Origin of the sequence: Amycolatopsis sp. SB7-3 (assembly GCF_041021335.1) — a bacterium.
Lineage (GTDB): Bacteria > Actinomycetota > Actinomycetes > Mycobacteriales > Pseudonocardiaceae > Amycolatopsis > Amycolatopsis japonica.
Window position 1 is genome coordinate 3,048,304 of the sequence record NZ_JBFPJQ010000001.1, and the last position, 24,179, is coordinate 3,072,482.

Consider the following 24,179-nt stretch of genomic DNA (forward strand, 5'->3'; position numbering starts at 1 on the left):
ACATGACCAGCGTCGAGCTGAAGACCCCGGCCGGTAAAGCCGACGGCACGGTCGAGCTCCCCTCGGAGATCTTCGACGTGCAGGCCAACGTGCCCCTCATGCACCAGGTCGTGGTGGCCCAGCTGGCCGCCGCGCGCCAGGGCACGCATGACACCAAGACCCGCGGTGAAGTCCGCGGTGGTGGCAAGAAGCCGTACCGCCAGAAGGGCACCGGCCGCGCCCGCCAGGGTTCGACCCGTGCGCCGCAGTTCACCGGTGGTGGCGTCGTCCACGGCCCCACGCCGCGTGACTACACCCAGCGGACCCCGAAGAAGATGAAGGCCGCCGCTCTGCGTGGCGCCCTCTCCGACCGGGCCCGTGCCGGACAGCTGCACGTCATCACCGAACTGGTGACCGGCGAGAAGCCGTCCACCAAGTCCGCCAAGGCCGCCATCGCCGCGGTGACCCAGGCCAAGCGCGTTCTCGTGGTCCTGCACCGCGACGACGAGCTGAGCTGGAACTCCGTGCGCAACCTGGCCGAGGTCCACATCATCACGCCCGACCAGCTCAACACCTACGACGTGTTGGTCAACGACGACGTGGTGTTCACCAAGGCCGCTTACGACGTGTTCGTCGCCGGCCCCGTCCGGGGCAAGGGCGCGAAGGCTTCGGCTCGGTCGAGCGAGGTTGAAGGGAGTGACGAGCAGTGAGTGCGATCGCCATCCCCGATCCCCGCGACATCTTGCTCGCGCCGGTGATCTCCGAGAAGTCCTACGGGCTGCTCGAGGACCACAAGTACACGTTCATCGTCCGCCCGGACGCCAACAAGACCCAGATCAAGATCGCGGTCGAGAAGGTGTTCGGCGTCAAGGTGGTCAGCGTCAACACGGCCAACCGCCAGGGCAAGCGTAAGCGGACTCGCGCCGGCTTCGGCAAGCGCAAGGACACCAAGCGCGCCATCGTGACTCTTTCGGCTGAGAGCAAGCCGATCGAGATCTTCGGCGGACCCACCGCGTAAAGGACTGAGCTGACACATGGGCATCCGCAAGTACAAGCCGACGACCCCGGGTCGTCGCGGTTCCAGCGTCTCCGACTTCGCCGAGATCACTCGGTCCACCCCGGAGAAGTCGCTGCTGCGTCCGCTGAGCAAGTCCGGCGGCCGTAACTCCAGCGGCAAGATCACCACCCGGCACAAGGGTGGTGGCCACAAGCGTGCGTACCGGCTGATCGACTTCCGCCGGAACGACAAGGACGGCGTTCCCGCCAAGGTCGCGCACATCGAGTACGACCCCAACCGGTCCGCTCGGATCGCGCTGCTGCACTACGCCGACGGCGAGAAGCGCTACATCATCGCCCCGGAGAAGCTCAAGCAGGGTGACACGGTCGAGAACGGCCCCCGTGCCGACATCAAGCCGGGTAACAACCTGCCGCTGCGCAACATCCCGGTCGGCACCGTGATCCACGCGATCGAGCTCCGCCCCGGTGGCGGCGCGAAGATGGCGCGGTCCGCCGGTGCCAAGGTGCAGCTGGTGGCGAAGGACGGGCCGTACGCCCAGCTTCGTCTCCCCTCGGGCGAGATCCGCAACGTCGACGTGCGCAACCGCGCCACCATCGGCGAGGTCGGCAACTCCGAGCACTCGAACATCAACTGGGGCAAGGCGGGCCGTAACCGCTGGCGCGGCAAGCGCCCCACCGTCCGTGGTGTCGTCATGAACCCGGTCGACCACCCGCACGGTGGTGGTGAGGGTAAGACCTCCGGTGGTCGCCACCCGGTGAACCCGAACGGCAAGCCCGAAGGCCGCACCCGCCGCCGCAAGGCTTCCGACGCCATGATCGTCCGCCGCCGGCGTACCGGCAAGAAGCGCTGAGCAGGGAGGTAGAAGAACATGCCACGTAGCCTCAAAAAGGGCCCCTTCGTGGACGACCACCTGCTCAAGAAGGTGGACGCTCTCAACGAGTCGGGCAAGAAGACCGTGATCAAGACGTGGTCGCGTCGCTCCACGATCATCCCGGATTTCCTGGGTCACACGATCGCTGTGCACGACGGCCGCAAGCACGTCCCGGTGTTCGTCACCGAGGCGATGGTGGGTCACAAGTTGGGCGAATTCGCGCCGACTCGGACCTTCAAGGGCCACATCAAGGACGACCGCAAGTCGCGCCGCCGCTGAGCGGGCACGAGAGAACAAGGAAGCTAGCGATGAACGCCCAGAACGACGTGGCCGAGGCTTTGCCGACGGCTTACGCGCGGGCTCGCTTCGTCCGGGACTCGCCTACCAAGGTGCGCCGGGTGATCGAGCTGATCAAGGGACGTAGCGCCGCCGACGCCTTGGCCGTGCTCCAGTTCGCCCCGCAGGCGGCAAGCGAGCCGGTCGCGAAGGTGCTCGCCAGCGCCGTGGCCAACGCCGAGAACAACCTCGATCTCGACCCGGACACCCTCTGGGTCAAGAACGCCTACGCCGACGAGGGCCCGACCCTCAAGCGCATCCGTCCGCGGGCCCAGGGCCGCGCGTACCGGATCCGCAAGCGGACCAGCCACATCACCGTCGAGGTGGAGTCGCGTCCCAAGGCCGAGGCCAAGAAGGCACAGGGCAAGAAGAAGGCAGGTGGCCGGTAGTGGGCCAGAAGATCAACCCGCACGGCTTCCGCCTGGGTATCACCACGGACTGGAAGTCGCGTTGGTACGCCGACAAGCAGTACGCGGAGTACGTGGCCGAGGACGTCAAGATCCGGAAGCTGCTGTCCACGGGCATGGAGCGCGCCGGGATCTCCAAGGTCGAGATCGAGCGCACCCGTGACCGGGTCCGCGTCGACATCCACACCGCCCGGCCGGGCATCGTCATCGGCCGCCGCGGCGCGGAGGCCGACCGCATCCGCGGCGCGCTGGAGAAGCTGACCGCCAAGCAGGTCCAGCTGAACATCCTCGAGGTCAAGAACCCCGAGGCCGACGCCCAGCTCGTCGCGCAGGGTGTCGCGGAGCAGCTGAGCAACCGTGTGGCGTTCCGCCGCGCGATGCGCAAGGCGATCCAGACCTCCATGCGTTCGCCGCAGGTCAAGGGCATCCGCGTGCAGTGCGGCGGTCGTCTCGGCGGTGCCGAGATGTCCCGCTCCGAGCACTACCGCGATGGCCGCGTCCCGCTGCACACGCTGCGCGCCGACATCGACTACGGCTTCTTCGAGGCCAAGACGACGTTCGGTCGCATCGGCGTGAAGGTGTGGATCTACAAGGGCGAGCTCGTGGGTGGCCTCAAGGCCAAGGAGGCGCGTGACGCCGCCGCGGCCGCCGAGCGCGCCCCGCGCCGTGACCGTGGTGACCGCCCGTCCCGACCGCGCCGTTCCGGCTCGTCGGGCACGACGCCGACCTCGACCGAAGCCGGCCGGGCGGCCGCCGCCGCGAAGAGCGACGACGCCCCCAAGGGTGGCACCGCCACCGAGGCCCCGGCTGCTGAGACTGCAGAAAAGACGGAGGGCTGACACGTGCTCATCCCGCGCAGGGTCAAGCACCGGAAGCAGCACTCCCCGAAGCGCCACGGTGCCGCCAAGGGCGGTACGAAGGTGAACTTCGGCGAGTACGGCATCCAGGCGCTTGAGCACAGCTACGTGACCAACCGGCAGATCGAGTCCGCTCGTATCGCCATGACGCGTCACATCAAGCGTGGCGGCAAGGTGTGGACGACCATCTACCCGGACCGCCCGCTGACCAAGAAGCCGGCGGAAACCCGCATGGGTTCCGGTAAGGGTTCGCCCGAGTGGTGGATCGCCAACGTGAAGCCGGGCCGCGTGATGTTCGAGATCTCGTTCCCGAACGAGGAGACCGCCCGTGAGGCGCTCCGTCGCGCGATCCACAAGCTGCCCATGAAGTGCCGCATCGTGACCCGTGAAGGTGGTGAGTTCTGATGGCGAAGGCAGGTGCCGCCCAGGCATCGGAGCTGCGTGAGCTCACCGCGGAAGAGCTCGTTCTGCGTCTGAAGGAATACAAGGAGGAGCTTTTCAACCTCCGCTTCCAGATGGCGACCGGACAGCTCGACAACAACCGCCGTCTGCGCACCGTCCGCACGGACATCGCGCGGATCTACACGGTCATGCGCGAGCGTGAACTCGGCCTGTCCGTTTCCCCTGACGCCGAGAGTGAAGGTGCCGCATGAGCGAGCAGCCCAACGCTGAGGCGGCCCCCCGCAACGACCGCAAGGTCCGTGAGGGTTACGTCGTCTCGGACAAGATGAACAAGACGATCGTGGTCGAGCTCGAAGACCGCAAGAAGCACCGTCGTTACGCCAAGGTTCTCCGCAGCACCAGCAAGGTCAAGGTGCACGACGAGAACAACGAGGCGGGCGTGGGCGACCGGGTCACCCTGATGGAGACCCGCCCGCTGTCGGCGACCAAGCGCTGGCGTCTGGTGCAGATCGTGGAGAAGGCCAAGTAAGTAGGGCTCTTTTTGAGTCCCTTAGTTCCGCAAGGCTCGCGGTTCAACGCGAGAACCAGCGCGACATACAGGAGTAGACGTGATCCAGCAGGAGTCGCGGCTTCGGGTTGCCGACAACACGGGCGCGAAGGAGATCCTTTGCATCCGCGTTCTCGGTGGCTCGGGGCGGCGCTACGCGGGCATCGGCGACATCATCGTCGCCACCGTGAAGGACGCCATGCCGGCTGCCGGCGTGAAGAAGGGTGACGTCGTCAAGGCGGTCATCGTTCGCACGCGCAAGGAGCGCCGTCGTCCGGACGGTTCTTACATCCGCTTCGACGAGAACGCTGCTGTGCTCATCAAGAACGACAATGAGCCCCGCGGCACCCGCATCTTCGGGCCGGTCGGCCGCGAGCTGCGCGACCGAAAGTTCATGAAGATCATTTCGCTCGCGCCGGAGGTGTTGTAGAGCATGAAGGTGAAGAAGGGCGACACGGTCGTCGTCATCGCCGGCAAGGACAAGGGTGCCAAGGGCAAGGTCATCCAGGCCTACCCCGAGCGCGAGCGCGTGCTGGTCGAGGGCGTCAACCGGATCAAGAAGCACACGCGGATCTCCCAGACCCAGCGCGGCGCGCAGTCCGGCGGCATCGTCACGCAGGAGGCGCCCATCCACGTCTCGAACGTGATGGTCGTCGACTCCGACGGCAAGCCGACCCGGGTGGGCTACCGCATCGGCGAGGACGGCAAGAAGGTCCGGGTCTCGCGCCGGAACGGTAAGGACATCTGATCATGACCACCGCAGAGAAGATCGCCCCGCGCCTCAAGGTGCGGTACCGCGAGGAGATCAAGGGACAGCTCCAGGAGGAGTTCTCCTTCGAGAACGTCCACCAGATCCCGGGCGTCGTCAAGGTCGTCGTGAACATGGGTGTCGGTGACGCCGCCCGTGACAGCAAGCTGATCGAAGGCGCCATCCGCGACCTGGCCGCGATCACCGGGCAGAAGCCCGAGGTTCGCAAGGCTCGCAAGTCCATCGCGCAGTTCAAGCTGCGTGAGGGCCAGCCGATCGGTGCGCGCGTCACGCTGCGCAACGACCGCATGTGGGAGTTCCTCGACCGGCTGCTGACCATCGCGCTGCCGCGTATCCGTGACTTCCGCGGGCTTTCGCCGAAGCAGTTCGACGGCAACGGCAACTACACGTTCGGTCTCAACGAGCAGTCCATGTTCCACGAGATCGACCCGGACGCCATCGACCGCCCGCGCGGTATGGACGTCACTGTCGTCACCACCGCCAACACCGACGACGAGGGCCGCGCGCTGCTTCGCAAGCTCGGCTTCCCGTTCAAGGAGAACTGAGTCGATGGCCAAGAAAGCACTGGTCCACAAGGCCGCGAAGACGCCGAAGTTCAAGGTTCGCGGTTACACGCGCTGCCAGCGGTGCGGTCGCCCGCACTCGGTGTTCCGCAAGTTCGGGCTCTGCCGGATCTGCCTTCGCGAGATGGCACACGCGGGCGAGCTGCCCGGCGTCCGCAAGTCCAGCTGGTAAGAGTCTTTTTTAACTCCCACTTCGCCACAGGCCCCGTAGTGATTGCAGGGAACCAGGGCGAGAAAGGTTGACAGGTCACCATGACGATGACCGACCCCATCGCAGACTTCTTGACCCGTCTGCGTAACGCGAACTCGGCTTACCACGACGAGGTCGTGCTTCCCCACTCGAAGATCAAGGCGAACATCGCCGAGATCCTCAAGCGCGAGGGTTACATCTCGGGCTACCGTGACGAGCCGGGCGAGAAGCACAAGAACCTCGTCGTGGAGCTGAAGTACGGCCCCAACCGTGAGCGCAGCATCGCCGGCCTCCGCCGCGTGTCCAAGCCCGGTCTGCGGGTCTACGCAAAATCGACCGAACTGCCGTCGGTTCTCGGTGGCCTCGGCGTCGCGATCATCTCGACGTCGTCCGGCCTCCAGACCGACCGTCAGGCCAAGCGCAACAGCGTGGGCGGCGAAGTCCTCGCCTACGTCTGGTAAGGAAGGGGGCACAGACATGTCACGCATTGGAAAGCTGCCGGTCGCCGTCCCCTCCGGGGTCGAGGTGACCATCGACGGTCAGCAGATCAAGGTCAAGGGGCCCAAGGGCACCCTTGAGCACACCATCGCCGAGCCGATCACCGTCGAGAAGGCCGAAGACGGCACTCTCGAGGTCAAGCGGCCCGACGAGGAGCGCACCAGCCGTGCCCTGCACGGTCTCACCCGGACGCTGGTCAACAACCTCGTCGTCGGTGTGACCGAGGGCTACGAGAAGAAGCTCGAGATCCACGGTGTCGGTTACCGCGTGCAGGCCAAGGGCTCGGACCTCGAGTTCGCCCTCGGCTACAGCCACCCGGTGAAGATCGAGGCTCCGGAAGGCATCACCTTCAAGGTCGAGACCCCCACCCGGTTCTCGGTCTCGGGCATCGACAAGCAGAAGGTCGGCCAGATCGCCGCGGTCATCCGCAAGCTGCGCCGCCCGGACCCGTACAAGGGCAAGGGCCTGCGCTACGAGGGTGAGAAGATCCGCCGCAAGGTCGGAAAGACGGGTAAGTGATCATGAGCGACACGACTACGAAGCGCAAGCCGGTCGGCAAGGACATCTCGACCCGCCGCCGCGTCGCGAAGGCCCGTCGGCACTTCCGCCTTCGCAAGAAGATCAACGGCACGGACCAGCGTCCGCGCCTGGTCGTCAAGCGTTCGTCGCGGCACATCGCCGTGCAGCTGATCGACGACCTCGCCGGCAAGACCCTGGCGTCGGCGTCCACCCTCGAGGCGGACGTCCGCGCGCTGGAAGGCGACAAGAAGGCCAAGGCCGCCAAGGTCGGGGAGCTCGTCGCCGCCCGCGCCAAGAACGCCGGTGTCTCGACCGTGGTGTTCGACCGTGGTGGCAACGCCTACCACGGCCGCATCGCGGCGCTCGCCGACGCTGCCCGCGAGGCGGGGTTGGAGTTCTGATGCAGATGCTCGTGAATGGAAGGAAAGCCTGATGCCGGGACGTACACGGCAATTCGGCGGCGGCCAGGGCGGACCCGGCGGGCAGGGCGGCAACGACCGCAATGACCGTCGCGACCGCCGGGACCGGCGCGACAGCGGCCGTGGCGGGGCCGGCCAGGAGAAGACCCCGCACCTCGAGAAGGTCGTGACGATCAACCGCGTCGCCAAGGTCGTCAAGGGTGGTCGTCGCTTCAGCTTCACCGCCCTGGTGGTCGTCGGTGACGGCGACGGTCAGGTCGGCGTCGGCTACGGCAAGGCCAAGGAAGTTCCCGCGGCCATCGCCAAGGGCGTCGAGGAAGCGAAGAAGAACTTCTTCCGCGTTCCCCGCGTCGCCGGCACCATCCCCCACCCGATCCAGGGTGAGGAAGCCGCCGGTGTCGTGCTGCTCCGTCCGGCCTCGGCCGGTACCGGTGTCATCGCCGGTGGCCCGGTGCGCGCGGTGCTGGAGTGCGCGGGCGTCCACGACGTGCTGTCGAAGTCGCTCGGCTCCGACAACGCGATCAACATCGTGCACGCGACCGTGGCGGCCCTGAAGGGTCTGCAGCGTCCCGAAGAGGTCGCGGCCCGCCGCGGTCTCCCGCTCGAGGACGTCGCTCCGGCTCGCATGCTGCGCCAGCGCGCGGGTCAGGGGGTCTGACCATGACTCAGCTCAAGGTGACCCAGGTCAAGAGCAAGATCGGCACGAAGCACGCTCACCGCGAGTCGCTGCGCACCCTCGGGCTGCGCAAGATCCGCCAGAGCGTCGTGCGTGATGACACTCCCGAGGTGCGCGGCCTTATCCACACCGTCCGCCACCTGGTGGAGGTCGAGGAGGTCAAGGCATGACTGCCATCAAGATCCACCACCTTCGTCCGGCTCCGGGCGCGAAGCGCGACAAGATCCGCGTCGGCCGTGGTGAGGGCTCGAAGGGCAAGACCGCCGGTCGCGGTACCAAGGGCACCAAGGCCCGGAAGAACGTGCCCGCCGGTTTCGAGGGTGGGCAGATGCCCATCCACATGCGGCTGCCGAAGCTGCGCGGCTTCAAGAACCGGTTCCGCACCGAGTACCAGCCGGTGAACGTGGGCGACATCGCCCGCGTCTTCCCGGAGGGTGGCAAGGTCGGCGCCGAGGAGCTCGTCGCGAACGGTCTGGTCCGCAAGGGCAAGCTCGTGAAGGTGCTCGGCAACGGCGACGTGAACGGCGTCAAGCTGGACGTCACCGCCGACGCTTTCTCCGGCTCCGCCAAGGAGAAGCTCTCCGCCGCCGGTGGCTCCGCCACCACGCTCTGAGCTTTCTTCGCTCGCTTCACCGAAAGGCCCGCCAGGCTCCGCCAGGCGGGCCTTTCGCTTGCGCTCCCTCCGGCGGCCCCGACCTGCGTTTCGCGGGCTAACCGCGATCTGGCCCGTTTCGCCCGGCGCGCCCGCCGACCTGCGTTTCGCCCCCTAATCGCGATCCGGGCTGCGGACCGCCATCCCCGCCTCCGACCTGCGTTTCGCGGGCTAAACGCGCTCCGACGGTCGCGCAGGTGCCCGCCGCCCGGATCGCGGTTAGCCCGCGAAACGCAGGTCGGCCCCGGCGGCCGCGGGCATGGCGGAGGGGTGTCTGAGCTGGAAGGATCGTGAGGTGGCCATACCTCCAGGGCAGGATCCGCAGCCCGTGCAGCAGCAGCCGGACGCCCCGCCGATGGTCGTATCGGTCTCAGGCCCCATGGATCCCGTAGCCGAGCCGGCGCGGTCGGGCCGGCTCGAGCCCCGCCGACTGGTCGCGGCGGGATTGGCCGCACTGGCTCTGGTGCTGACCCTCTTGGGCTGTTTCTTCCCGTTCTTCAACATCGAGCATCGCCTCAGCTTCGATCGCAGCGCCTCGGTCGTCCTCGTGGTCGTCCAGGGGGCTTGGGACACGCAGCTCATCCAGCCCAACGACCAGCCCTTCACCACATCGACGGCGCCTCTCGGCATCCCGCTCCTGATCGCCGCGGCGATCCTCCTGGCGGCCACGATCGTCTGCGCTCGCGCCGCAGGACTCCGCCGCCCGGCCGTTTTGGACCGATGGCTCAGCACCATCGGGTCGGTGTTCCTCGCCGGAGTCGTCGCCACCGCGGCCACGCTGGCGTTCGGCCGCCCGGTGGATGGAGACAGCGAGACGACGCTGACGGTGGGAGCAGGGATGTGGGCGCTCTTCGCCGCGGTCGTCGCCGCGGCGGGGGCGGCGGTCATGAGCCACCGTGTCCAGGACGACGAGGTCCCGATGAGCGGCGACTCGGCGCTCGCGGAAATGCCCACACCGAAGGACGGCATCTCCATCACGGTGCTCCCGCCGGAGCCGCAGCCGGAGGTCCCGGACTATTCAGCCTTCGCGCCGCCCCCGGATCCCGGCGCGAAAGAGCGCGATTAGCCCGCTAAACGCGCTCGCGGCCGCCGATACGGTGGGGGAGGAGGTGGCCGATGACTTGGGCGGTGGTCTTTTTCGGAGCGGCGGTGCTCGTGGCTTTTACGCCAGGGGCGAACAATCTGCTCGGCCTGCACCACGGAATGACGCAGGGGGCCTGGAAAGGGCTCGCCGGCCTGTTAGGCCGATTGGCCGCATTCACGGTACTCATCGCGGCCGTCGCCGCTGGCCTCGGCCAGCTCCTCGCGGCGTCCGAGCTTGCACTCACGGTGATCAAATGGGCCGGCGTCGCCTACCTGGCCTGGATCGGCGCGCGTCTGCTGTGGTCGACGTTCCGCGCCGGGCACACCACGCTCATCCAGACGCCACGAGGCGCTGAATCCGTGCCTGCGCTGAAGATCGCGAGGAAGGAATTCGTCGTCGCGATCACGAACCCAAAGGCGATCCTCATCTTCACCGCGTTCGTGCCCCAGTTCATCGACGCTGCTCACGGCTCCTTTTCCGCCCAGATCGCGATCCTCGGCGCCGTCTACCTGCTCGCCGAGTTCGTCGCGGGCGCGACGTACATCGGCGCGGGCGCGCTCGTGAAGACGCTTCGGCTGTCTCGCCGGGCGACCCGCAACGTCGACCGCGGCACCGGTGTCGTGCTCCTCGGTATGGCAGGAGCCCTGGCGACTTCGAGCTCCTGAACGCCCGCCCCGATCACAGTGCGTTTAGCGGGCTAATCGTGATCCGGCAGCGCCAGGAAAGTGAGGAACGGTAAGGCGATCTGTCAAGGTTCCGGAGCGAGAAGCACAAGTCGATCAACCTCGCGGACCAACCTTCGTTCGGAAAACCCACACGCACTGCGGACACGCCCTGTGAAGCTGTTAGAGTCGGCGGCACGCTTCGGGACGAGTGTGCCCCGAAGCGTTCCTGGCTTGTGCCAGAAAGCTGTGTGTTCCCGCCGGCCCCAGGCCGGCCAAGCCGATCGTCGGTAAGACAGCCGACGACGCCGAGGAGGTTCCCCGCGTGCTCAGCGCCTTCCGCTCGGCTCTAGCGACGCCGGATCTACGTAAGAAGATCCTGTTCACGCTAGCCATCGTCGCGGTCTACCGAATCGGTGCCACCATTCCGGCCCCGGGCATCTCGTATTCCGCCGTGCAGCAATGTACGGAGACCGGGTCGCAGGAGGGCGTCTACCAGCTGCTGAACCTGTTCAGTGGTGGTGCACTGCTGCAGCTGTCGCTGTTCTCGACCGGCATCATGCCGTACATCACGGCGAGCATCATCGTCCAGCTCCTCACCGTGGTCATCCCGCGGTTCGAGGAACTGAAGAAGGAAGGCCAGGCCGGCCAGGGCAAGCTGACCCAGTACACCCGGTACCTGACGATCGCCCTCGCGGTCCTGCAGGCGACCGGTGTGGTGGCACTCGCCGACCGCAAGCAGCTCTTCCCGCAGTGCGACACCGCGATCATCCCGGACAACAGCGTCTACACGCTGGCCATCATCGTCATCACGATGACCGCCGGTACCGCCGTCATGATGTGGCTGGGTGAGCTGATCACCGAGCGCGGCGTCGGCAACGGCATGTCCGTCCTCATCTTCCTGAACATCGCGGCCCGGATCCCGATCGAGGGTGGCAACATCCTCAGCAGCGCGGGTGGCGTCGTCTTCGCCCTGATCTGCGTGTTCGGCCTGGTGATCATCGCGAGCGTCATCTTCGTCGAGCAGGGTCAGCGCCGGATCCCGGTGCAGTACGCCAAGCGCATGATCGGCCGCCGTATGTATGGCGGGACCTCGACGTACCTGCCGATCAAGGTGAACCAGGCCGGTGTCATCCCGGTCATCTTCGCCTCGTCGCTGCTCTACCTGCCGGACCTGATCAGCCGCCTCGTCGGCGACGCCAACAGCAACGCGGGCTGGCAGGTCTTCATCCAGAACTACATCGTCAACCAGTCCAGCTGGGCGCACGTCCTGCTGTACTTCGCGTTGATCATCTTCTTCACGTACTTCTACATCACGATCACGTTCAACGTGGACGAGCGTGCGGAAGAAATGAAGAAGTTCGGTGGCTTCATCCCGGGTATCCGCCCGGGCCGCCCCACCGCGGAGTACCTCAGCTACGTCCTCGGCCGCATCACCCTGCCGGGCTCGCTGTACCTGGGCATCATCGCGATCCTTCCGAACTTCTTCCTGTCCGTCACCGGCAGCGGGAACAACCAGAACTTCCCGTTCGGTGGCACGGCTGTGCTGATCATGGTCGGTGTCGGTCTCGACACCGTGAAGCAGATCGAAAGCCAGCTGATGCAACGTAACTACGAAGGGTTCTTGAAGTGACGCGCCTGGTTCTCGTTGGCCCTCCTGGCGCGGGCAAAGGTACTCAGGCGGTAGCACTGTCGGAGAAGCTCCGGATCCCGCACATCTCGACCGGCGACCTGTTCCGCGCCCACGTGGGGGAGCAGACGCCGCTGGGCCAGGAAGCCAAGCGCTACCTGGACTCCGGCGAACTCGTGCCGGACTCGGTCACGAACGAGATGGTGCGTGAACGTCTCGCCGAACCCGACGCCAAGGTCGGTTTCCTGCTCGACGGGTTCCCCCGGAACACGAAGCAGGCCGACGTCCTCGGCGAGATCCTCGGCGAGGTCGACACCAAGCTCAACGCGGTCATCCAGCTCCAGGTCTCGGAAGACGTCGTCGTCGAGCGGCTGCTGTCCCGCGGCCGCTCGGACGACACCGAAGAGGTCATCCGTCGCCGCCAGCAGATCTACGTGTCCGAGACGGCTCCGCTGCTCGAGTACTACGCGGACATCCTGGTCACGGTCGACGGCGTCGGCTCGGTCGACGAGATCTCCGCCCGCGTGCTGGAAGCGCTGCGCGACCGCACGTGAATCTCGGAGGACTGCGTGTACTGCAACGGCTTCGTCGTGGGCGCATGATCGAAATCAAGACCCCTGGCGAGCTCCAGGCGATGCGGGCCGCCGGTCTGGTGGTCTGGCGCACCCTCACCGCGGTGCGCGAGATCGCCAAGCCGGGGGTGACCACGGCCGATCTCGACGAGCTCGCCGAGCAGACGATCCGCGACGCCGGCGCGGTGCCCTCGTTCAAGGGTTACCACGGCTTCCCGGCGTCGATCTGCGCTTCGGTGAACGAGCAGATCGTCCACGGCATCCCGTCGAAGACGCAGGTCCTGAACGACGGCGACATCATCTCGGTGGACTGCGGCGCCATCCTCGATGGCTGGCACGGCGACTCCGCCGTCACCCTCGCGATCGGTGAGGTGTCGAAGGCGGATCTCGCGCTCTCGGCCGCCACCGAGGCGGCGATGTGGGCCGGGATCGCCGCGGTGGCGTCCGGTGGCAGGCTCACGGACATCTCGCACGCGGTGCAGACCGCCGCGGAGAAGGCCGGCCGGGAAGACGGCATCGAGTACGGGATGATCGTCGAGTACGGCGGTCACGGCATCGGGCGCCAGATGCACATGGACCCGTTCCTGCCGAACCTGGGCAAACCGGGCAAGGGACCGCGGCTCAAGACCGGTATGGCGCTCGCGATCGAGCCCATGCTGACGGGTGGTGGCGGGGAGACCGTCGAGCTCGAAGACGGGTGGACCGTCGTGACCGCGGACGGCTCGCGTGCCTCGCACTGGGAGCACACGGTCGCCATCACCGATGACGGCCCGTGGGTGCTGACCGCCCCCGAAGACGCCTGACCTGCCCCCGCGCCCGTCGGAGCGCGTTTAGCCCGCGAAACGCAGGTGCGCCCCGGGATCGCGTTTAGCCCGCTAAAGGCGAACGGGCGTCCGGGAGCGCGATTAGCCCGCGAAACGCAGGTCGCCCCGCTGGACGGCGCAATGCTCGGGCCCGCCGTTGGGGCCCTCGCTAGCTACCCCCATCGGGTGCACCTCGGCCGCCGAGCGCCCCAGGTCCAGCCTCCATCGGAGCGCGATTAGCCCGCGAAACGCAGGTCGGCGCGGGCGTACGATGGAGAGGTCGCATCCGGCGGGCTCAGGGGTCACGTAACACAGTCACCCCCCGTTTGGGGCTCACGACACGGGTTGCGTACACTGTCAAGTCGGTGTACTCATCGCGCCCGGATCCTGCGCGCTCGTGAATTCTCGCGAACGGACATTGGAGCCGGGTAGGAGTGTGCCGATGCACCACCCAGCCAAGCACTCAAGCTCTGACTGATAACACAGCGTAGCGACAGGAAATGCGGAGGACATGGGCAAGAAAGACGGGGCCATCGAGGTCGAAGGCCGCGTAGTCGAGCCGCTCCCCAACGCGATGTTCCGCGTCGAGTTGGAGAACGGCCACAAGGTCCTTGCACACATCAGCGGCAAGATGCGGCAGCACTACATCCGCATCCTGCCCGAGGACAGGGTTGTCGTGGAGCTCTCGCCCTACGACTTGTCTCGTGGTCGCATCGTCTATCGCTACAAGTGATCACGACGAGTTAGCACAAGCAGGAGAGCAGGAGACGTGAAGGTCCAGCCGAGCGTCAAGAAGATCTGCGACAAGTGCAAGGTGATCCGCCGTCACGGCCGGATCATGGTGATCTGCGAGAACCTGCGGCACAAGCAGCGGCAGGGCTGATCACTCGCACTCGTACAGAGTGGATTGACGGCTACACAATCTCCCCGCACCTGCCGGGCCGTGCGAACGGCCCGGTTCACCCCCGGACTTCAGGCCGGGGCCGGGACACCCGAAGCGCAAGCAGAGGGCACGACAGGCGAGTCGGTCCCGGGACCGGACGGGGAGCAGACCTGGAGATGAATTCTATGAAGGAGCATCAACGCCAATGGCACGACTCGCTGGCGTAGACCTCCCCCGCGAAAAGCGGTTGGAGATCGCGCTGACCTACATCTACGGCATCGGCCGTACCCGCTCGAAGCAGCTCATCGCGGCTGCCGAGCTCAACGCGGACACTCGCGTCAAGGATCTGAGCGATGACGACCTCGCCAAGCTGCGGGTCTACATCGAGGAGAACTTCAAGGTCGAGGGTGACCTTCGCCGTGAGGTGAACGCCGACATCCGTCGGAAGATCGAGATCGGGTGCTACGAGGGCCTTCGCTGGCGTCGCGGACTTCCCGTCCGTGGTCAGCGCACCAAGACGAACGCCCGCACCCGTAAGGGTCCGAAGAAGACGGTCGCCGGCAAGAAGAAGGCTGGCAAGAAGTGAGCGTCCAGGGCAAGAAGGTCGTGCGTATGGGCGGCGTCCACCGCCGCGGCTCGGCTTGTGTCTCGCCCAAGGCGCTTTACGCCCGCCCGATGGCGCTCCGCAACCTGTACACCGACGCCGGTTCGATCATCCGGCGCGGACAGGCCGAAGCGGTCGCCGCTCACCAAGAGAACGCGCGCTAACAGGAGAACCCTCAGAACATGCCACCGAAGTCTCGTACTGCGGCGGGGGCCAAGAAGGTCCGCCGTAAGGAAAAGAAGAATGTCGCGCACGGTCACGCGCACATCAAGAGCACCTTCAACAACACCATCGTCTCGATCACGGACCCGACCGGTGCCGTGATCGCGTGGGCGTCGAGTGGTCACGTGGGCTTCAAGGGCTCGCGTAAGTCCACCCCGTTCGCCGCGCAGATGGCCGCCGAGAACGCCGCCCGCAAGGCTGCCGAGCACGGCATGAAGAAGGTCGACGTCTTCGTGAAGGGCCCGGGTTCGGGCCGCGAGACGGCGATCCGCTCGCTGCAGGCGGCCGGCCTCGAGGTCGGCACCATCCAGGACGTGACCCCGCAGCCTCACAACGGCTGCCGCCCGCCCAAGCGGCGCCGGGTCTGAGGAACGGGGAGGAGTAAGAAGAAATGGCTCGTTACACCGGCCCCGCGACGCGTATTTCGCGTCGCCTCAAGGTTGACCTCATCGGCGGCGACCAGGCTTTCGAGCGTCGCCCCTACCCGCCGGGCCAGCACGGCCGCGGGCGCATCAAGGAGTCCGAGTACCTCCTGCAGTCGCAGGAGAAGCAGAAGGCTCGCTACACCTACGGCGTTCTCGAGCGTCAGTTCGTCCGGTACTACAAGGAAGCCGTCCGGCGTCCCGGTAAGACCGGTGAGAACCTGCTGCAGATCCTCGAGTCCCGTCTGGACAACGTGATCTACCGCGCCGGCATCGCCCGCACCCGCCGTCAGGCGCGTCAGCTGGTGAGCCACGGCCACTTCCTGGTCAACGGCGTCAAGGTCAACGTCCCGTCCTACCAGGTCACGAAGTGGGACATCATCGACGTGCGGCCGAAGTCGTTCGCGATGCTGCCCTTCGTCGCGGCCAAGGAGTCGTTCGGCGAGCGTCCCGTTCCCGCGTGGCTCCAGGTCGTTCCGTCCAACCTCCGCGTGCTGGTCCACCAGCTCCCGGAGCGCGCTCAGATCGATGTTCCGGTCCAGGAACAGCTGATCGTCGAGCTCTACTCGAAGTGATCCACCATCGGGCCGGGGTTTCCCCGGCCCGATGTGGGCACGGGCGGCGGCGCCCGGAGTGCGCCGCCGCTTCGCCATCCCTTTCGGTGTCATATGGCGGGCGCCGTTTGGAAAGGAATTAGGAAAGATGCTGATTTCCCAGCGACCGGCTCTCGGCGAAGAGACGGTCAACGAGACCCGCTCCCGGTTCACCATCGAACCGCTGGAGCCCGGCTTCGGCTACACGCTCGGCAACTCGCTGCGGCGCACGCTGCTGTCGTCCATTCCGGGCGCGGCCGTGACGAGCATCCGCATCGACGGCGTGCTGCACGAGTTCACCACCGTTCCCGGGGTGAAGGAAGACGTCACCGACATCATCCTGAACCTCAAGGAGCTCGTGGTCTCCTCGGAAGAGGACGAGCCGGTCACCATGTACCTGCGCAAGCAGGGCCCCGGTGAGGTCACCGCCGCCGACATCGTGCCCCCGGCCGGTGTCACCGTGCACAACCCGGATCTGCACATCGCGTCGCTGAACGGCAAGGGCAAGCTCGAGATCGAGCTCGTCGTCGAGCGCGGCCGCGGTTACGTTCCGGCCCTGCAGAACAAGCAGGCGGGCGCGGAGATCGGCCGGATCCCGGTCGACTCCATCTACTCCCCGGTGCTGAAGGTGACCTACAAGGTCGAGGCGACCCGTGTCGAGCAGCGCACCGACTTCGACAAGCTGATCCTGGACGTGGAGACGAAGCCGTCGATCACGCCGCGGGACGCTGTCGCGTCGGCCGGTAAGACGCTGGTGGAGCTGTTCGGTCTCGCGCGCGAGCTGAACGTCGACGCCGAAGGCATCGAGATCGGCCCGTCGCCGCAGGAGGCGGACACCATCGCCGCCTACGCGATGCCGATCGAGGACCTGGACCTCACCGTCCGGTCGTACAACTGCCTCAAGCGCGAGGGCATCCACACCGTCGGCGAACTGGTCTCGCGCAGCGAGGCCGACCTGCTGGACATCCGCAACTTCGGTGCGAAGTCGATCGACGAGGTCAAGCTCAAGCTCGTCGGTCTCGGCCTCGCGCTGAAGGACAGCCCGCCCGGGTTCGACCCGACCGCGGCCGCGGCCAGCTACGACGGTGAAGGCTGGTCCGAGGGCGTCGACAGCATCACGGACGGAATTTCGGACAACGGCCACGACGATGGCCAGGACTACGCAGAGACGGAGCAGCTGTAAGGCCAGCTACGGCTCCCTCACCGGTCGGGTGGGGGAGCGCCGGCCTTCAGCTGTGAGCTGAACGAGGAGAACCGATGCCCACCCCCACAAAGGGACCCCGTCTCGGCGGGTCGCCCGCGCACGAGCGGCTGATCCTGGCCAACCTGGCCACTCAGCTGTTCGAGCACGGCAAGATCACGACGACCGAGGCGAAGGCCCGGCGGGTGCGCCCGCTGGCCGAGAAGCTGATCACGAAGGCGAAGCGGGGCGACCTGCACAACCGTCGTCAGATCCAGCGCGTCGTGCGCGACAAGGATGTCGTGCACAAGCTGATCGCCGAGATCGGTCCGTTCTTCGCGGAGCGTCCGGGTGGCTACACCCGGATCACCAAGACGATGGCGCGCAAGGGCGACAACGCCCCCATGGCCGTCATCGAGCTGGTGTCCGAGAAGACCGTCACCGCCGAGGCCGAGGCCGCGCGCAAGACGAAGTTCGCCAAGGACGAGCCGAAGGCTGCCGCTCCGGCCGCCGAGGAGACCACCGAGGCCACTGAGGCTGCCGACACGGCCGCCACCGAGGCTCCGGAGGCCACCGAGGCTCCCGCCGCCGACGAGGCCGCTGAGGCCCCCGCCGCGGACGCGGACAGCAAGAAGGACTGACGTCCTGACGGCACCGAACACCCCGGACGAGCCCGCCACTCCCACTGCGGAGGGCGGGCTCGTTCGTCTGCGTCTGGACATCTCTTACGACGGCACCGATTTCTCCGGCTGGGCGCGCCAGCCCGGACGGCGCACGGTGCAGGGAGTCCTCGAAGAGGCGCTCGCGAAGCAGCCCCCAGGGGCCTCGGTCCCGAAGTCCGTCGTCGTCGCCGGCCGCACCGATGCCGGTGTGCACGCTGCCGGCCAGGTGGTCCACGTCGACGCGTCGCCTTTAGCGGGCAAAACGCGCTCCGGTCGTCTGGAACTGGACGAGCAGGGCATCCCTGACCTGGGGCGGATGCGGCACCGCTGGAATCGGTACCTGCCGGGTGACGTGCGGGTGCTGGATGCGCGGGTGGCGGCGCCCGGGTTCGACGCGCGGTTCTCGGCCGTGCGGCGCCACTATCTGTACCGCGTTTCGGACGCGCCGTGGGGCGTGGATCCGTTGCGGCGGCACGACACTTTGGCTTGGGGACGGCCGCTTTCCGTCGACGCGATGAATGAGGCGTCGGCGGCTCTCTTGGGGCTCCAGGACTTCGCCGCGTTCTGCAAGCAGCGTGAAGGCGGGACGACCATTCGCGAGCTGCAGCGGCTCGTATGGCGGCGGACCGGGCCGCACGCGGTCGAGGTCGAGGTCTCCGCCGATGCGTTCTGCCACTCGATGGTGCGCAGCCTGGTGGGGGCTCTGCTCTTGGTCGGTGATGGCCGGCGTCCGCTCGATTGGCCGGGTGACGTCTTGGAGAGCCGGACGCGCGACAGCGCCGTCGCTCCCGCGCACGGCCTGACGTTGATGGCCGTCGACTACCCACCGGACGCCGAACTCGCCGCGCGTGCCGATCAAACGCGCGCCATGCGCACCCCCTCCTGATCCGGACACGGCGCCTTTCGCGGGCTAAACGCGCCGCGGCGGGCCTGCCAGACGGCCTCGACAATGCCTTTGAAGTCGTTCGCCAGGTCCTCCGCGGTGGCGATGACGAATCGCCATCCCTCGGCTTCCACGCGTCTTCGGCGTTTGCGGTCATAGGCTTGTTCCTTCGGGGTGTTGTGCCATCGGCCGTCGTACTCGATGGCGACCCGGAACTTCTCGTCCGCGAGGTCGAGACGAGCGAGGAAACGACCGGTTCGGGATTTGACCTCGACCTGAGGCGTCGCCGTGATGCCACCGGCTGCGAGCACGATGCGGAGCTCCGATTCCGGATGCGATTCCGCGCGAGGGTCGGACAGGCGTAAAGCATGCCTGGCCAAGCGAATTCCTCTATTGCGACGACCGTAGAACTCGCCGTTGAGGTGCAGATCGGTCAGGTTGTTCGCCCTCATGAACTGGTCCAGATCCGGGACGCCGATACGGAGTCTTCGCGTCCAGCTGGATTTGCGCGGAGAAAGCCGAAGCAGGAGATCCAGCGCTATTCGACGTTTCCGTGCGATGCGAATGCCGTTCCAGGGTCTCGATTCTTCGGGTTTGACCTCGGTCCGCCGAACTTTGATGCCGACGATCGGGCCGAAGCGATTCTTCTCCGGCACGATCATCTCGACGGGGTCGTTGGGATTGGCCAGCTCGACGCCGTGAACGGTCGCGGCCGATCGCCCGGTCAGGACTGCTTCCGGAGGTGCCAGCAGCGCGGCGCCTCGGCAGCGCAGCTCGTGGGTGACCTCGACGCCGGCGCGCGTGTAGACGTCCTGAAACAGCCGTCGGACGCTCGAGCCGCGTAACTGGCTGGCCGTGATGAGACCCGCCTTGCGCGCTTCCGAGCCGCGGAAGACATCGGGGAGATGGGATGAATCGAAGGGTTTGGTCATGTCGACACGGTGACCGACAAGACCGACAACCCGACGCCATCACCGCCATTTCAAGGCGACTTATCCACAACCCCCGGCTTATCCACAATCTTCGCGATTGCCCCTTGACTGGCCAACCCCGCGCCTCGGATCGCGTTTAGGGGGCAAAACGCGACGTGGCGGCACGCAAAGGGGACACCGTCCGAAATGGACAGTGCCCCCGTGGAGCGCGATTAGCCCGCTAAAGTCGACGCGGGGCGGGGTTAGTCGCCTCGGCGCACCGGGCCCAGGATTTGCTGCTCTTTCGCGGTGGTGACCAGGCGAAGAGGACGCCACAGGTTGCGGCCCAGCGCCACCACCTGGTCGTCCTTCAGCGTCGTGAGCTGCTTCATCATCTGGGGCGGGAGCCGCCAGATGCGGGCCGCCAGTTCGGCCTGGCCCGGCGGGAGCCGCTGCATCAGCACCAGGTCGGCCGCGTTCGCGGTCGCCCCGGCCTGCGGGTGCAGGTACGGCAGCACGTACACCGTCGTCTGCCACGGCGACCGCGGCGGGAACAGATCCTGCGGCGTCGGACCGCCGTCGGTCACCACCAGCAGCGGCGCGTCCTCGGACGGACGCGGGAGATCCACCGGCGACAGCCGCCGGATCTGCACCAGCGGCGAAGGCCTGCCATTGGGCTGGTTCCCCGCGGCCTGGGGGAGCACCTGCCACGCGGCCGGACGTCCGGTCGCCACGACGACCCACGCCCCGACCGCCATCGCCCGCAACGCCACCTGGCGAGCCAGATAGAGGCCGCCGACCAGCACGATCCGGGTCGGGGTCGAGCGCAGCGCGGAGATCGTCAGCGGCTCACCCTTGAGACCGGAGCCGAGGACGATCCCGCCACGGTCACCGGATGGGCTGATCGCGTCGAGCATCGCCGGGTCGACGGTGAATTCCGGGGCGACACCGGCGCTCTGGCCGGCGTCGCGCATGCGGGTGCTCATGCCGTGCCTCCGATCGGCAAAGTCGCGGAGAACCCGGAGATCTGCAGGCCGCGCAGCGGCGTCAGCGTCACACCCAGCCGGTCCGAGATGCCCTGCAGCCGCTGGTCGGCCGCGTCCAGTTCACGCGGGTTGCGCGCACTCAGGCGAACGATTCCGCGCAGGCCGATCTTGCCCTCGTCCGAGGACGGCGAGATCGACATCGCGACCGTCGCCGACAGCGCGCGGACACTGGTCAACGCGTTCAGGCTGCCGCTGATCTTGCCCTTCGGCCAGCTGGTGATCGCGTAGCTCGCGTGCCCGATGCCGGCCGCGGTGACGCCGGTCCAGCGTTCCTGCAGACCGACCTTCCCCTGCGAACCGGCGACCGCGGTCAGTTCCGCGGCCGAAATGCTGGACCGTAGCAACTCGTCCGGGTCAAGCGGCCGGGTCGGCACGCCCTGCGATTCCAAGGCGTTGCGCACTCGCGACAGCGCGCCGATCAGCGCGCGGTGCGCACCGACGACGCCGCCGCCACGTTCGCGGATGGCGGCCGGGCACCGGCGCGGGTCGAGCCGGATGGCGACCCACGTCGTCCGCCGCGCGGCCGCGGGAAGCGGGCCGAGCACCTCCATGTAGGAGCTGAGGGCGGGCGAGTCCGACGGAAGCGCGGCGCTGCCCGGGTAGCAGTGCCAGATCATCTGGATCGAGTCGAGGACCACGCCGCGGTCTTCGAGGCACGGCGCGAGCGCGGACAGCGGAAGGCTCGGCGCTCCACCCGCCTGGGTGATCAGCGCGGGCGCGGGTTCGACGAGCAGGACCGCGGTCCACGTGCCGTCGTTCCACGCGATGCCGACCTGCTGGCGTTCGTGGTCCACGCCGTGCGCGACGACGAGATCGGGAACGGCGAGGCGAAGCAGGTTCACCCGGGCGTCGTCGGGGCCGGTGACGGCGTCCTCTTCGGCGGCGAGCGATTCGATGCTGCTCGGCGGAAGCGGATTCGCCACACGATCGTGCGAACGGAACATGTACCGCATCGTGAGTCCAGCCCATTGGGTGAACCAGCGGCCGCCCCAGCGCAGGAACGCGACGATGATCGCGAATCCGAGCACGCCGATCGCGATGTACTTCAGCTTCATGTCGATCGCGAGGAGGACGAGACCGATCGCGAGCCCGAGTTCGAGCACGACCAGGTTCGCCACGGGCAGCGGGCCGAGATTGATCCCACCGGTCCGGCGCCGCGCGGGCGCGGCGATCCGCACCGCCGGAGCAGGAGGGGGACCGGGCTGCGGGCCGGGGCCGCCGGACGGAGGACCGCCTGGCCCACCGGGGCCTCCCGGACCGCCAGGTCCGCCGGGGCCACCAGGTCCCTTGGGGCCTCCCGGCCCACCGGGGCCGCCGGGACCCTGCGGGCCGCCAGGACCTCCAGGGCCGCCTGGGCCCCCGGGACCGCGAGGAACACCGGGACCTCCCGGGCCTCCGGCCGGGCCGCCCGGACCACCCGGTCTGCCGGGCCTTGGCGGCGGCCCCGGCGGACGACCAGGAGGTTGAGACCCCGGAGGGCCGGGCGGACGTGGAGGAGTGGTGACGGACATCCGCGCTTTCTCTTCCCCTCGTGCTTGCTGCGTACCCGGAAAGCCGGTCCCGAGGAACTTGACACTAGCTGGAGTTGGTAGAAACCCCACACCAGACGGTCCCCGTACGGCTATCCTGCGGAACCGTACCGCGACGGGGAGGACTGTAGGTCGAGAATGCCATCAACACCGACTACTAAGTCTCAAGTTCAGGCTTATCAGTTCGTTCTGCGACGGATGCAATCCGCGCTGGTCCGTCGCGACGCCGTCATGCTCCACGACCCGATGCGCACGCACACGCGGGCCACCATCGTGGGTGTCGTGCTGGCCGCGCTGGGCGTCCTGGTCTTCGTCATCTGGGGTCTGCTGAACCCGAAGCCCTCCGTGCCGGACGCGGGCAACATCGTCATCGGCGAACAGTCGGGAACGGTGTACGTCGTCGCCGGGAACCCGAAGAAGCTGATTCCGACCTTCAACCTCGCCTCCGCGCGGCTGCTGATCATCGCGCAGTCGAAACAAGGGGCGCAGCAGGCGGGGAGCAAGCCTTCCGGGCCCACGCAGGCGTCCGAAGTGAAGAACCCCACAGTCGTTTCGGATGAACAGCTGAAGAACATTCCCCGCGGTCAGCTCATGGGTATTCCCAACGGTCCCCAGCTGATGCCGACGGACTCGCAGCGCGTCACCCCGGAATGGGGCGTCTGCGACGAGGTCAAGTACGACGAGTCGGTGCCCCAGCCTGATCTCTCGAAGACGGAAACGACCGTCTACGCGGGTGTGAAGCAGCTCGGGAACCGTGAACTCGGCCAGAACGAGGCGTTGCTGGCCAAGGGCGCCAACGGCCGGGAGTACCTGATCTACCGGCAGACGCCGGACCCCAACGCCCGGAACGCGAACGCCGTCAAGGCCGAGATCAAGCCCGACGCGAACGCCGTCCGGTCCGCGCTGAAGCTGTCCGATCGGCCGCGCGGTATTTCCCAGGGCCTGCTGGACGCGATCCCCGAGGTTCCGGAGCTGAAGCTCCCGGACGTGCCGGGCAAGGGCGAGCGGCCCAACTACGAGATCGACGATATGAGGGTCGGCGACGTCTTCTCGACGGAGCAGGCCGAAGGGCGGAAGGACTTCTACCTCATCACGAAGGAAGGAATCCAGGCCATCTCCCCGGCGGTCGCCGACATCGTCCAGACCGGGAAGAACGACGGCAGCACGTCGGTCATGTCCGTGCCGCTGGGCAAGATCCGCAACCTCACGCGTGTCTCCCAGGTCGTCGAGCTCGACGCCTACCCGCAGACCGTGCCGACGGTGCTCGACGCGACCCAGGGTTCGCGGGTCTCCTGCCTGAGCTGGTCCATCACGGGCGAAGGCAGCAGCCGGGACGGGCACACGGCGGTGTTCGTCGACGACAAGCTGCCGAAGGGCAGGAACGCCGACGGATCCGCGCCCGGCGTCAAGATCGGCACCCCCGGTCCGGTCGGCGCGCCGATCAACAGCTTCTACATGGAGCCCGGTTTCGCGGCCGTCGTCCAGTCGGCGACCGGCAAGGAGACCTTCGACAAGGGACCCATCCAGCTGATCTCCGATCGCGGGATCCGTTATGGCGTCCCTGACGCCGTGACCGCGGATTCGATCGGGCTCAACAAGCGGGTTCCGGCCCCTGAGTCCATCGTCAGGATCCTGCCCACCGGCGCTTCGCTGAACACGCAGGACGTGCTCCGGACGTTCGACACGGTGCCGATCGACGACAGGGCCGGTTCGGTCGCCACGCAGTCGCAGCAGGCTCCGGCCGGTAACTGATCACGGGAACCCGCCGGACGGCGCGAGCGTCTCAACGC

37 protein-coding genes are annotated in these 24,179 nt (G+C 67.2%); 34 read left to right on the forward strand and 3 right to left on the reverse strand.

From position 1 onward, the window contains the following. Positions 1-2 precede the first annotated feature (2 nt). The 33 genes from rplD (at position 3) to truA (ending at position 18,906) form a co-directional block, all read left to right on the forward strand. A complete protein-coding gene (rplD, locus tag AB8M46_RS15040) occupies positions 3-689 on the forward strand; it encodes a 50S ribosomal protein L4 (RefSeq protein ID WP_016331090.1) in 687 nt (228 codons plus the stop codon). Then, a complete protein-coding gene (gene rplW, locus AB8M46_RS15045; RefSeq protein ID WP_005166778.1) occupies positions 686-997 on the forward strand; it encodes a 50S ribosomal protein L23 in 312 nt (103 codons plus the stop codon). The genes rplD and rplW overlap by 4 nt, the downstream gene beginning before the upstream one ends. 16 nt (positions 998-1,013) lie before the next feature. Then, a complete protein-coding gene (gene rplB / locus AB8M46_RS15050; RefSeq protein ID WP_005166779.1) occupies positions 1,014-1,847 on the forward strand; it encodes a 50S ribosomal protein L2 in 834 nt (277 codons plus the stop codon). An 18-nt stretch (positions 1,848-1,865) separates the two neighbouring features. Further along, on the forward strand, positions 1,866-2,147 hold the full coding sequence (gene rpsS / locus AB8M46_RS15055) for a 30S ribosomal protein S19 (protein WP_003102083.1): 282 nt from the start codon (positions 1,866-1,868) through the stop codon (positions 2,145-2,147). Between the two features lie 29 nt (positions 2,148-2,176). After that, positions 2,177-2,593, forward strand: coding sequence for a 50S ribosomal protein L22 (gene rplV / locus AB8M46_RS15060; protein ID WP_005166780.1), 417 nt, complete (start codon positions 2,177-2,179; stop codon positions 2,591-2,593). Next, on the forward strand, positions 2,593-3,450 hold the full coding sequence (gene rpsC, locus AB8M46_RS15065; RefSeq protein WP_016331091.1) for a 30S ribosomal protein S3: 858 nt from the start codon (positions 2,593-2,595) through the stop codon (positions 3,448-3,450). Before rplV ends, rpsC begins: the two co-directional genes overlap by 1 nt. A gap of 3 nt (positions 3,451-3,453) precedes the next feature. Further along, positions 3,454-3,873, forward strand: a complete 420-nt coding sequence (rplP, locus tag AB8M46_RS15070; RefSeq protein WP_005166782.1) for a 50S ribosomal protein L16 — start codon at positions 3,454-3,456, stop codon at positions 3,871-3,873. Further along, positions 3,873-4,121 (forward strand): 50S ribosomal protein L29, encoded by a 249-nt coding sequence (gene rpmC / locus AB8M46_RS15075; protein WP_007031040.1) that lies wholly within the window; start codon positions 3,873-3,875, stop codon positions 4,119-4,121. The genes rplP and rpmC overlap by 1 nt, the downstream gene beginning before the upstream one ends. After that, positions 4,118-4,399 carry a 30S ribosomal protein S17 gene (rpsQ, locus tag AB8M46_RS15080; protein ID WP_007031041.1) on the forward strand — a complete coding sequence of 94 codons (282 nt, stop codon included), beginning with the start codon at positions 4,118-4,120 and terminating at the stop codon, positions 4,397-4,399. The genes rpmC and rpsQ overlap by 4 nt, the downstream gene beginning before the upstream one ends. A gap of 79 nt (positions 4,400-4,478) precedes the next feature. Continuing rightward, a complete protein-coding gene (gene rplN, locus AB8M46_RS15085; protein WP_005166785.1) occupies positions 4,479-4,847 on the forward strand; it encodes a 50S ribosomal protein L14 in 369 nt (122 codons plus the stop codon). Positions 4,848-4,850: 3 nt separating this feature from the next. Beyond that, positions 4,851-5,165 carry a 50S ribosomal protein L24 gene (gene rplX / locus AB8M46_RS15090; protein ID WP_005166786.1) on the forward strand — a complete coding sequence of 105 codons (315 nt, stop codon included), beginning with the start codon at positions 4,851-4,853 and terminating at the stop codon, positions 5,163-5,165. A 2-nt stretch (positions 5,166-5,167) separates the two neighbouring features. Next, the gene (gene rplE / locus AB8M46_RS15095) at positions 5,168-5,731 is read left to right on the forward strand and encodes a 50S ribosomal protein L5 (protein ID WP_016331092.1); all 564 of its coding nucleotides are present in this window, start codon (positions 5,168-5,170) and stop codon (positions 5,729-5,731) included. A gap of 4 nt (positions 5,732-5,735) precedes the next feature. Further along, on the forward strand, positions 5,736-5,921 hold the full coding sequence (locus AB8M46_RS15100) for a type Z 30S ribosomal protein S14 (RefSeq protein ID WP_005166789.1): 186 nt from the start codon (positions 5,736-5,738) through the stop codon (positions 5,919-5,921). A gap of 80 nt (positions 5,922-6,001) precedes the next feature. Continuing rightward, positions 6,002-6,400: a 30S ribosomal protein S8 gene (gene rpsH, locus AB8M46_RS15105; RefSeq protein WP_007031043.1), complete on the forward strand. Its 399-nt coding sequence runs from the start codon at positions 6,002-6,004 to the stop codon at positions 6,398-6,400. 16 nt (positions 6,401-6,416) lie between these two features. Beyond that, on the forward strand, positions 6,417-6,956 hold the full coding sequence (gene rplF / locus AB8M46_RS15110; RefSeq protein ID WP_037332683.1) for a 50S ribosomal protein L6: 540 nt from the start codon (positions 6,417-6,419) through the stop codon (positions 6,954-6,956). Positions 6,957-6,958: 2 nt separating this feature from the next. Further along, positions 6,959-7,357 (forward strand): 50S ribosomal protein L18, encoded by a 399-nt coding sequence (rplR, locus tag AB8M46_RS15115; RefSeq protein WP_007031045.1) that lies wholly within the window; start codon positions 6,959-6,961, stop codon positions 7,355-7,357. Between the two features lie 31 nt (positions 7,358-7,388). After that, positions 7,389-8,033, forward strand: a complete 645-nt coding sequence (gene rpsE / locus AB8M46_RS15120; RefSeq protein WP_007031046.1) for a 30S ribosomal protein S5 — start codon at positions 7,389-7,391, stop codon at positions 8,031-8,033. A gap of 2 nt (positions 8,034-8,035) precedes the next feature. Then, positions 8,036-8,221: a 50S ribosomal protein L30 gene (gene rpmD / locus AB8M46_RS15125; protein ID WP_007031047.1), complete on the forward strand. Its 186-nt coding sequence runs from the start codon at positions 8,036-8,038 to the stop codon at positions 8,219-8,221. Next, positions 8,218-8,664 (forward strand): 50S ribosomal protein L15, encoded by a 447-nt coding sequence (gene rplO / locus AB8M46_RS15130; RefSeq protein WP_034304258.1) that lies wholly within the window; start codon positions 8,218-8,220, stop codon positions 8,662-8,664. The genes rpmD and rplO overlap by 4 nt, the downstream gene beginning before the upstream one ends. Positions 8,665-8,998: 334 nt before the next feature. Then, positions 8,999-9,769, forward strand: coding sequence for a hypothetical protein (locus tag AB8M46_RS15135; protein ID WP_394360521.1), 771 nt, complete (start codon positions 8,999-9,001; stop codon positions 9,767-9,769). Positions 9,770-9,819: 50 nt separating this feature from the next. Next, entirely contained in the window at positions 9,820-10,452 is a 633-nt protein-coding gene (locus AB8M46_RS15140; protein WP_394360522.1) for a LysE family translocator, read from the forward strand. 322 nt (positions 10,453-10,774) lie between these two features. After that, positions 10,775-12,082: a preprotein translocase subunit SecY gene (gene secY, locus AB8M46_RS15145; protein ID WP_007031051.1), complete on the forward strand. Its 1,308-nt coding sequence runs from the start codon at positions 10,775-10,777 to the stop codon at positions 12,080-12,082. Further along, complete coding sequence (locus AB8M46_RS15150) at positions 12,079-12,633, forward strand: adenylate kinase (protein WP_007031052.1); 555 nt, start codon at positions 12,079-12,081, stop codon at positions 12,631-12,633. The genes secY and AB8M46_RS15150 overlap by 4 nt, the downstream gene beginning before the upstream one ends. A gap of 44 nt (positions 12,634-12,677) precedes the next feature. Beyond that, positions 12,678-13,454: a type I methionyl aminopeptidase gene (map, locus tag AB8M46_RS15155; protein WP_037332676.1), complete on the forward strand. Its 777-nt coding sequence runs from the start codon at positions 12,678-12,680 to the stop codon at positions 13,452-13,454. 511 nt (positions 13,455-13,965) lie between these two features. Next, positions 13,966-14,187 carry a translation initiation factor IF-1 gene (gene infA, locus AB8M46_RS15160; RefSeq protein WP_005166804.1) on the forward strand — a complete coding sequence of 74 codons (222 nt, stop codon included), beginning with the start codon at positions 13,966-13,968 and terminating at the stop codon, positions 14,185-14,187. Between the two features lie 36 nt (positions 14,188-14,223). Next, on the forward strand, positions 14,224-14,337 hold the full coding sequence (gene rpmJ / locus AB8M46_RS15165) for a 50S ribosomal protein L36 (RefSeq protein WP_004558882.1): 114 nt from the start codon (positions 14,224-14,226) through the stop codon (positions 14,335-14,337). Positions 14,338-14,542: 205 nt separating this feature from the next. Continuing rightward, the gene (gene rpsM, locus AB8M46_RS15170; RefSeq protein WP_005166805.1) at positions 14,543-14,923 is read left to right on the forward strand and encodes a 30S ribosomal protein S13; all 381 of its coding nucleotides are present in this window, start codon (positions 14,543-14,545) and stop codon (positions 14,921-14,923) included. After that, positions 14,920-15,105 carry a hypothetical protein gene (locus AB8M46_RS15175; protein WP_005166807.1) on the forward strand — a complete coding sequence of 62 codons (186 nt, stop codon included), beginning with the start codon at positions 14,920-14,922 and terminating at the stop codon, positions 15,103-15,105. The genes rpsM and AB8M46_RS15175 overlap by 4 nt, the downstream gene beginning before the upstream one ends. Before the next feature lie 18 nt (positions 15,106-15,123). Continuing rightward, positions 15,124-15,531 carry a 30S ribosomal protein S11 gene (rpsK, locus tag AB8M46_RS15180; protein ID WP_004558885.1) on the forward strand — a complete coding sequence of 136 codons (408 nt, stop codon included), beginning with the start codon at positions 15,124-15,126 and terminating at the stop codon, positions 15,529-15,531. Positions 15,532-15,554: 23 nt separating this feature from the next. Continuing rightward, complete coding sequence (gene rpsD / locus AB8M46_RS15185; RefSeq protein WP_007031054.1) at positions 15,555-16,160, forward strand: 30S ribosomal protein S4; 606 nt, start codon at positions 15,555-15,557, stop codon at positions 16,158-16,160. A gap of 127 nt (positions 16,161-16,287) precedes the next feature. Continuing rightward, complete coding sequence (locus tag AB8M46_RS15190; protein ID WP_005166811.1) at positions 16,288-17,361, forward strand: DNA-directed RNA polymerase subunit alpha; 1,074 nt, start codon at positions 16,288-16,290, stop codon at positions 17,359-17,361. Between the two features lie 74 nt (positions 17,362-17,435). Further along, on the forward strand, positions 17,436-17,999 hold the full coding sequence (gene rplQ / locus AB8M46_RS15195) for a 50S ribosomal protein L17 (RefSeq protein ID WP_037332675.1): 564 nt from the start codon (positions 17,436-17,438) through the stop codon (positions 17,997-17,999). A gap of 73 nt (positions 18,000-18,072) precedes the next feature. Continuing rightward, positions 18,073-18,906, forward strand: a complete 834-nt coding sequence (gene truA / locus AB8M46_RS15200) for a tRNA pseudouridine(38-40) synthase TruA (protein ID WP_394360893.1) — start codon at positions 18,073-18,075, stop codon at positions 18,904-18,906. On the opposite strand, the gene AB8M46_RS15205 is transcribed toward truA, so the two are convergent. From AB8M46_RS15205 to eccE, 3 genes are all read right to left on the reverse strand, one after another. After that, entirely contained in the window at positions 18,876-19,835 is a 960-nt protein-coding gene (locus AB8M46_RS15205; RefSeq protein ID WP_378420552.1) for an endonuclease domain-containing protein, read from the reverse strand. The two genes, truA and AB8M46_RS15205, sit on opposite strands and share 31 nt — an antisense overlap. A gap of 242 nt (positions 19,836-20,077) precedes the next feature. After that, a complete protein-coding gene (locus AB8M46_RS15210) occupies positions 20,078-20,800 on the reverse strand; it encodes a hypothetical protein (RefSeq protein WP_007031058.1) in 723 nt (240 codons plus the stop codon). Then, the gene (gene eccE, locus AB8M46_RS15215) at positions 20,797-21,978 is read right to left on the reverse strand and encodes a type VII secretion protein EccE (RefSeq protein ID WP_394360894.1); all 1,182 of its coding nucleotides are present in this window, start codon (positions 21,976-21,978) and stop codon (positions 20,797-20,799) included. Before eccE ends, AB8M46_RS15210 begins: the two co-directional genes overlap by 4 nt. 549 nt (positions 21,979-22,527) lie before the next feature. Between eccE and eccB the strand changes: the two genes are divergently transcribed. After that, positions 22,528-24,141, forward strand: coding sequence for a type VII secretion protein EccB (gene eccB, locus AB8M46_RS15220; protein WP_394360523.1), 1,614 nt, complete (start codon positions 22,528-22,530; stop codon positions 24,139-24,141). Positions 24,142-24,179: the final 38 nt, after the last annotated feature.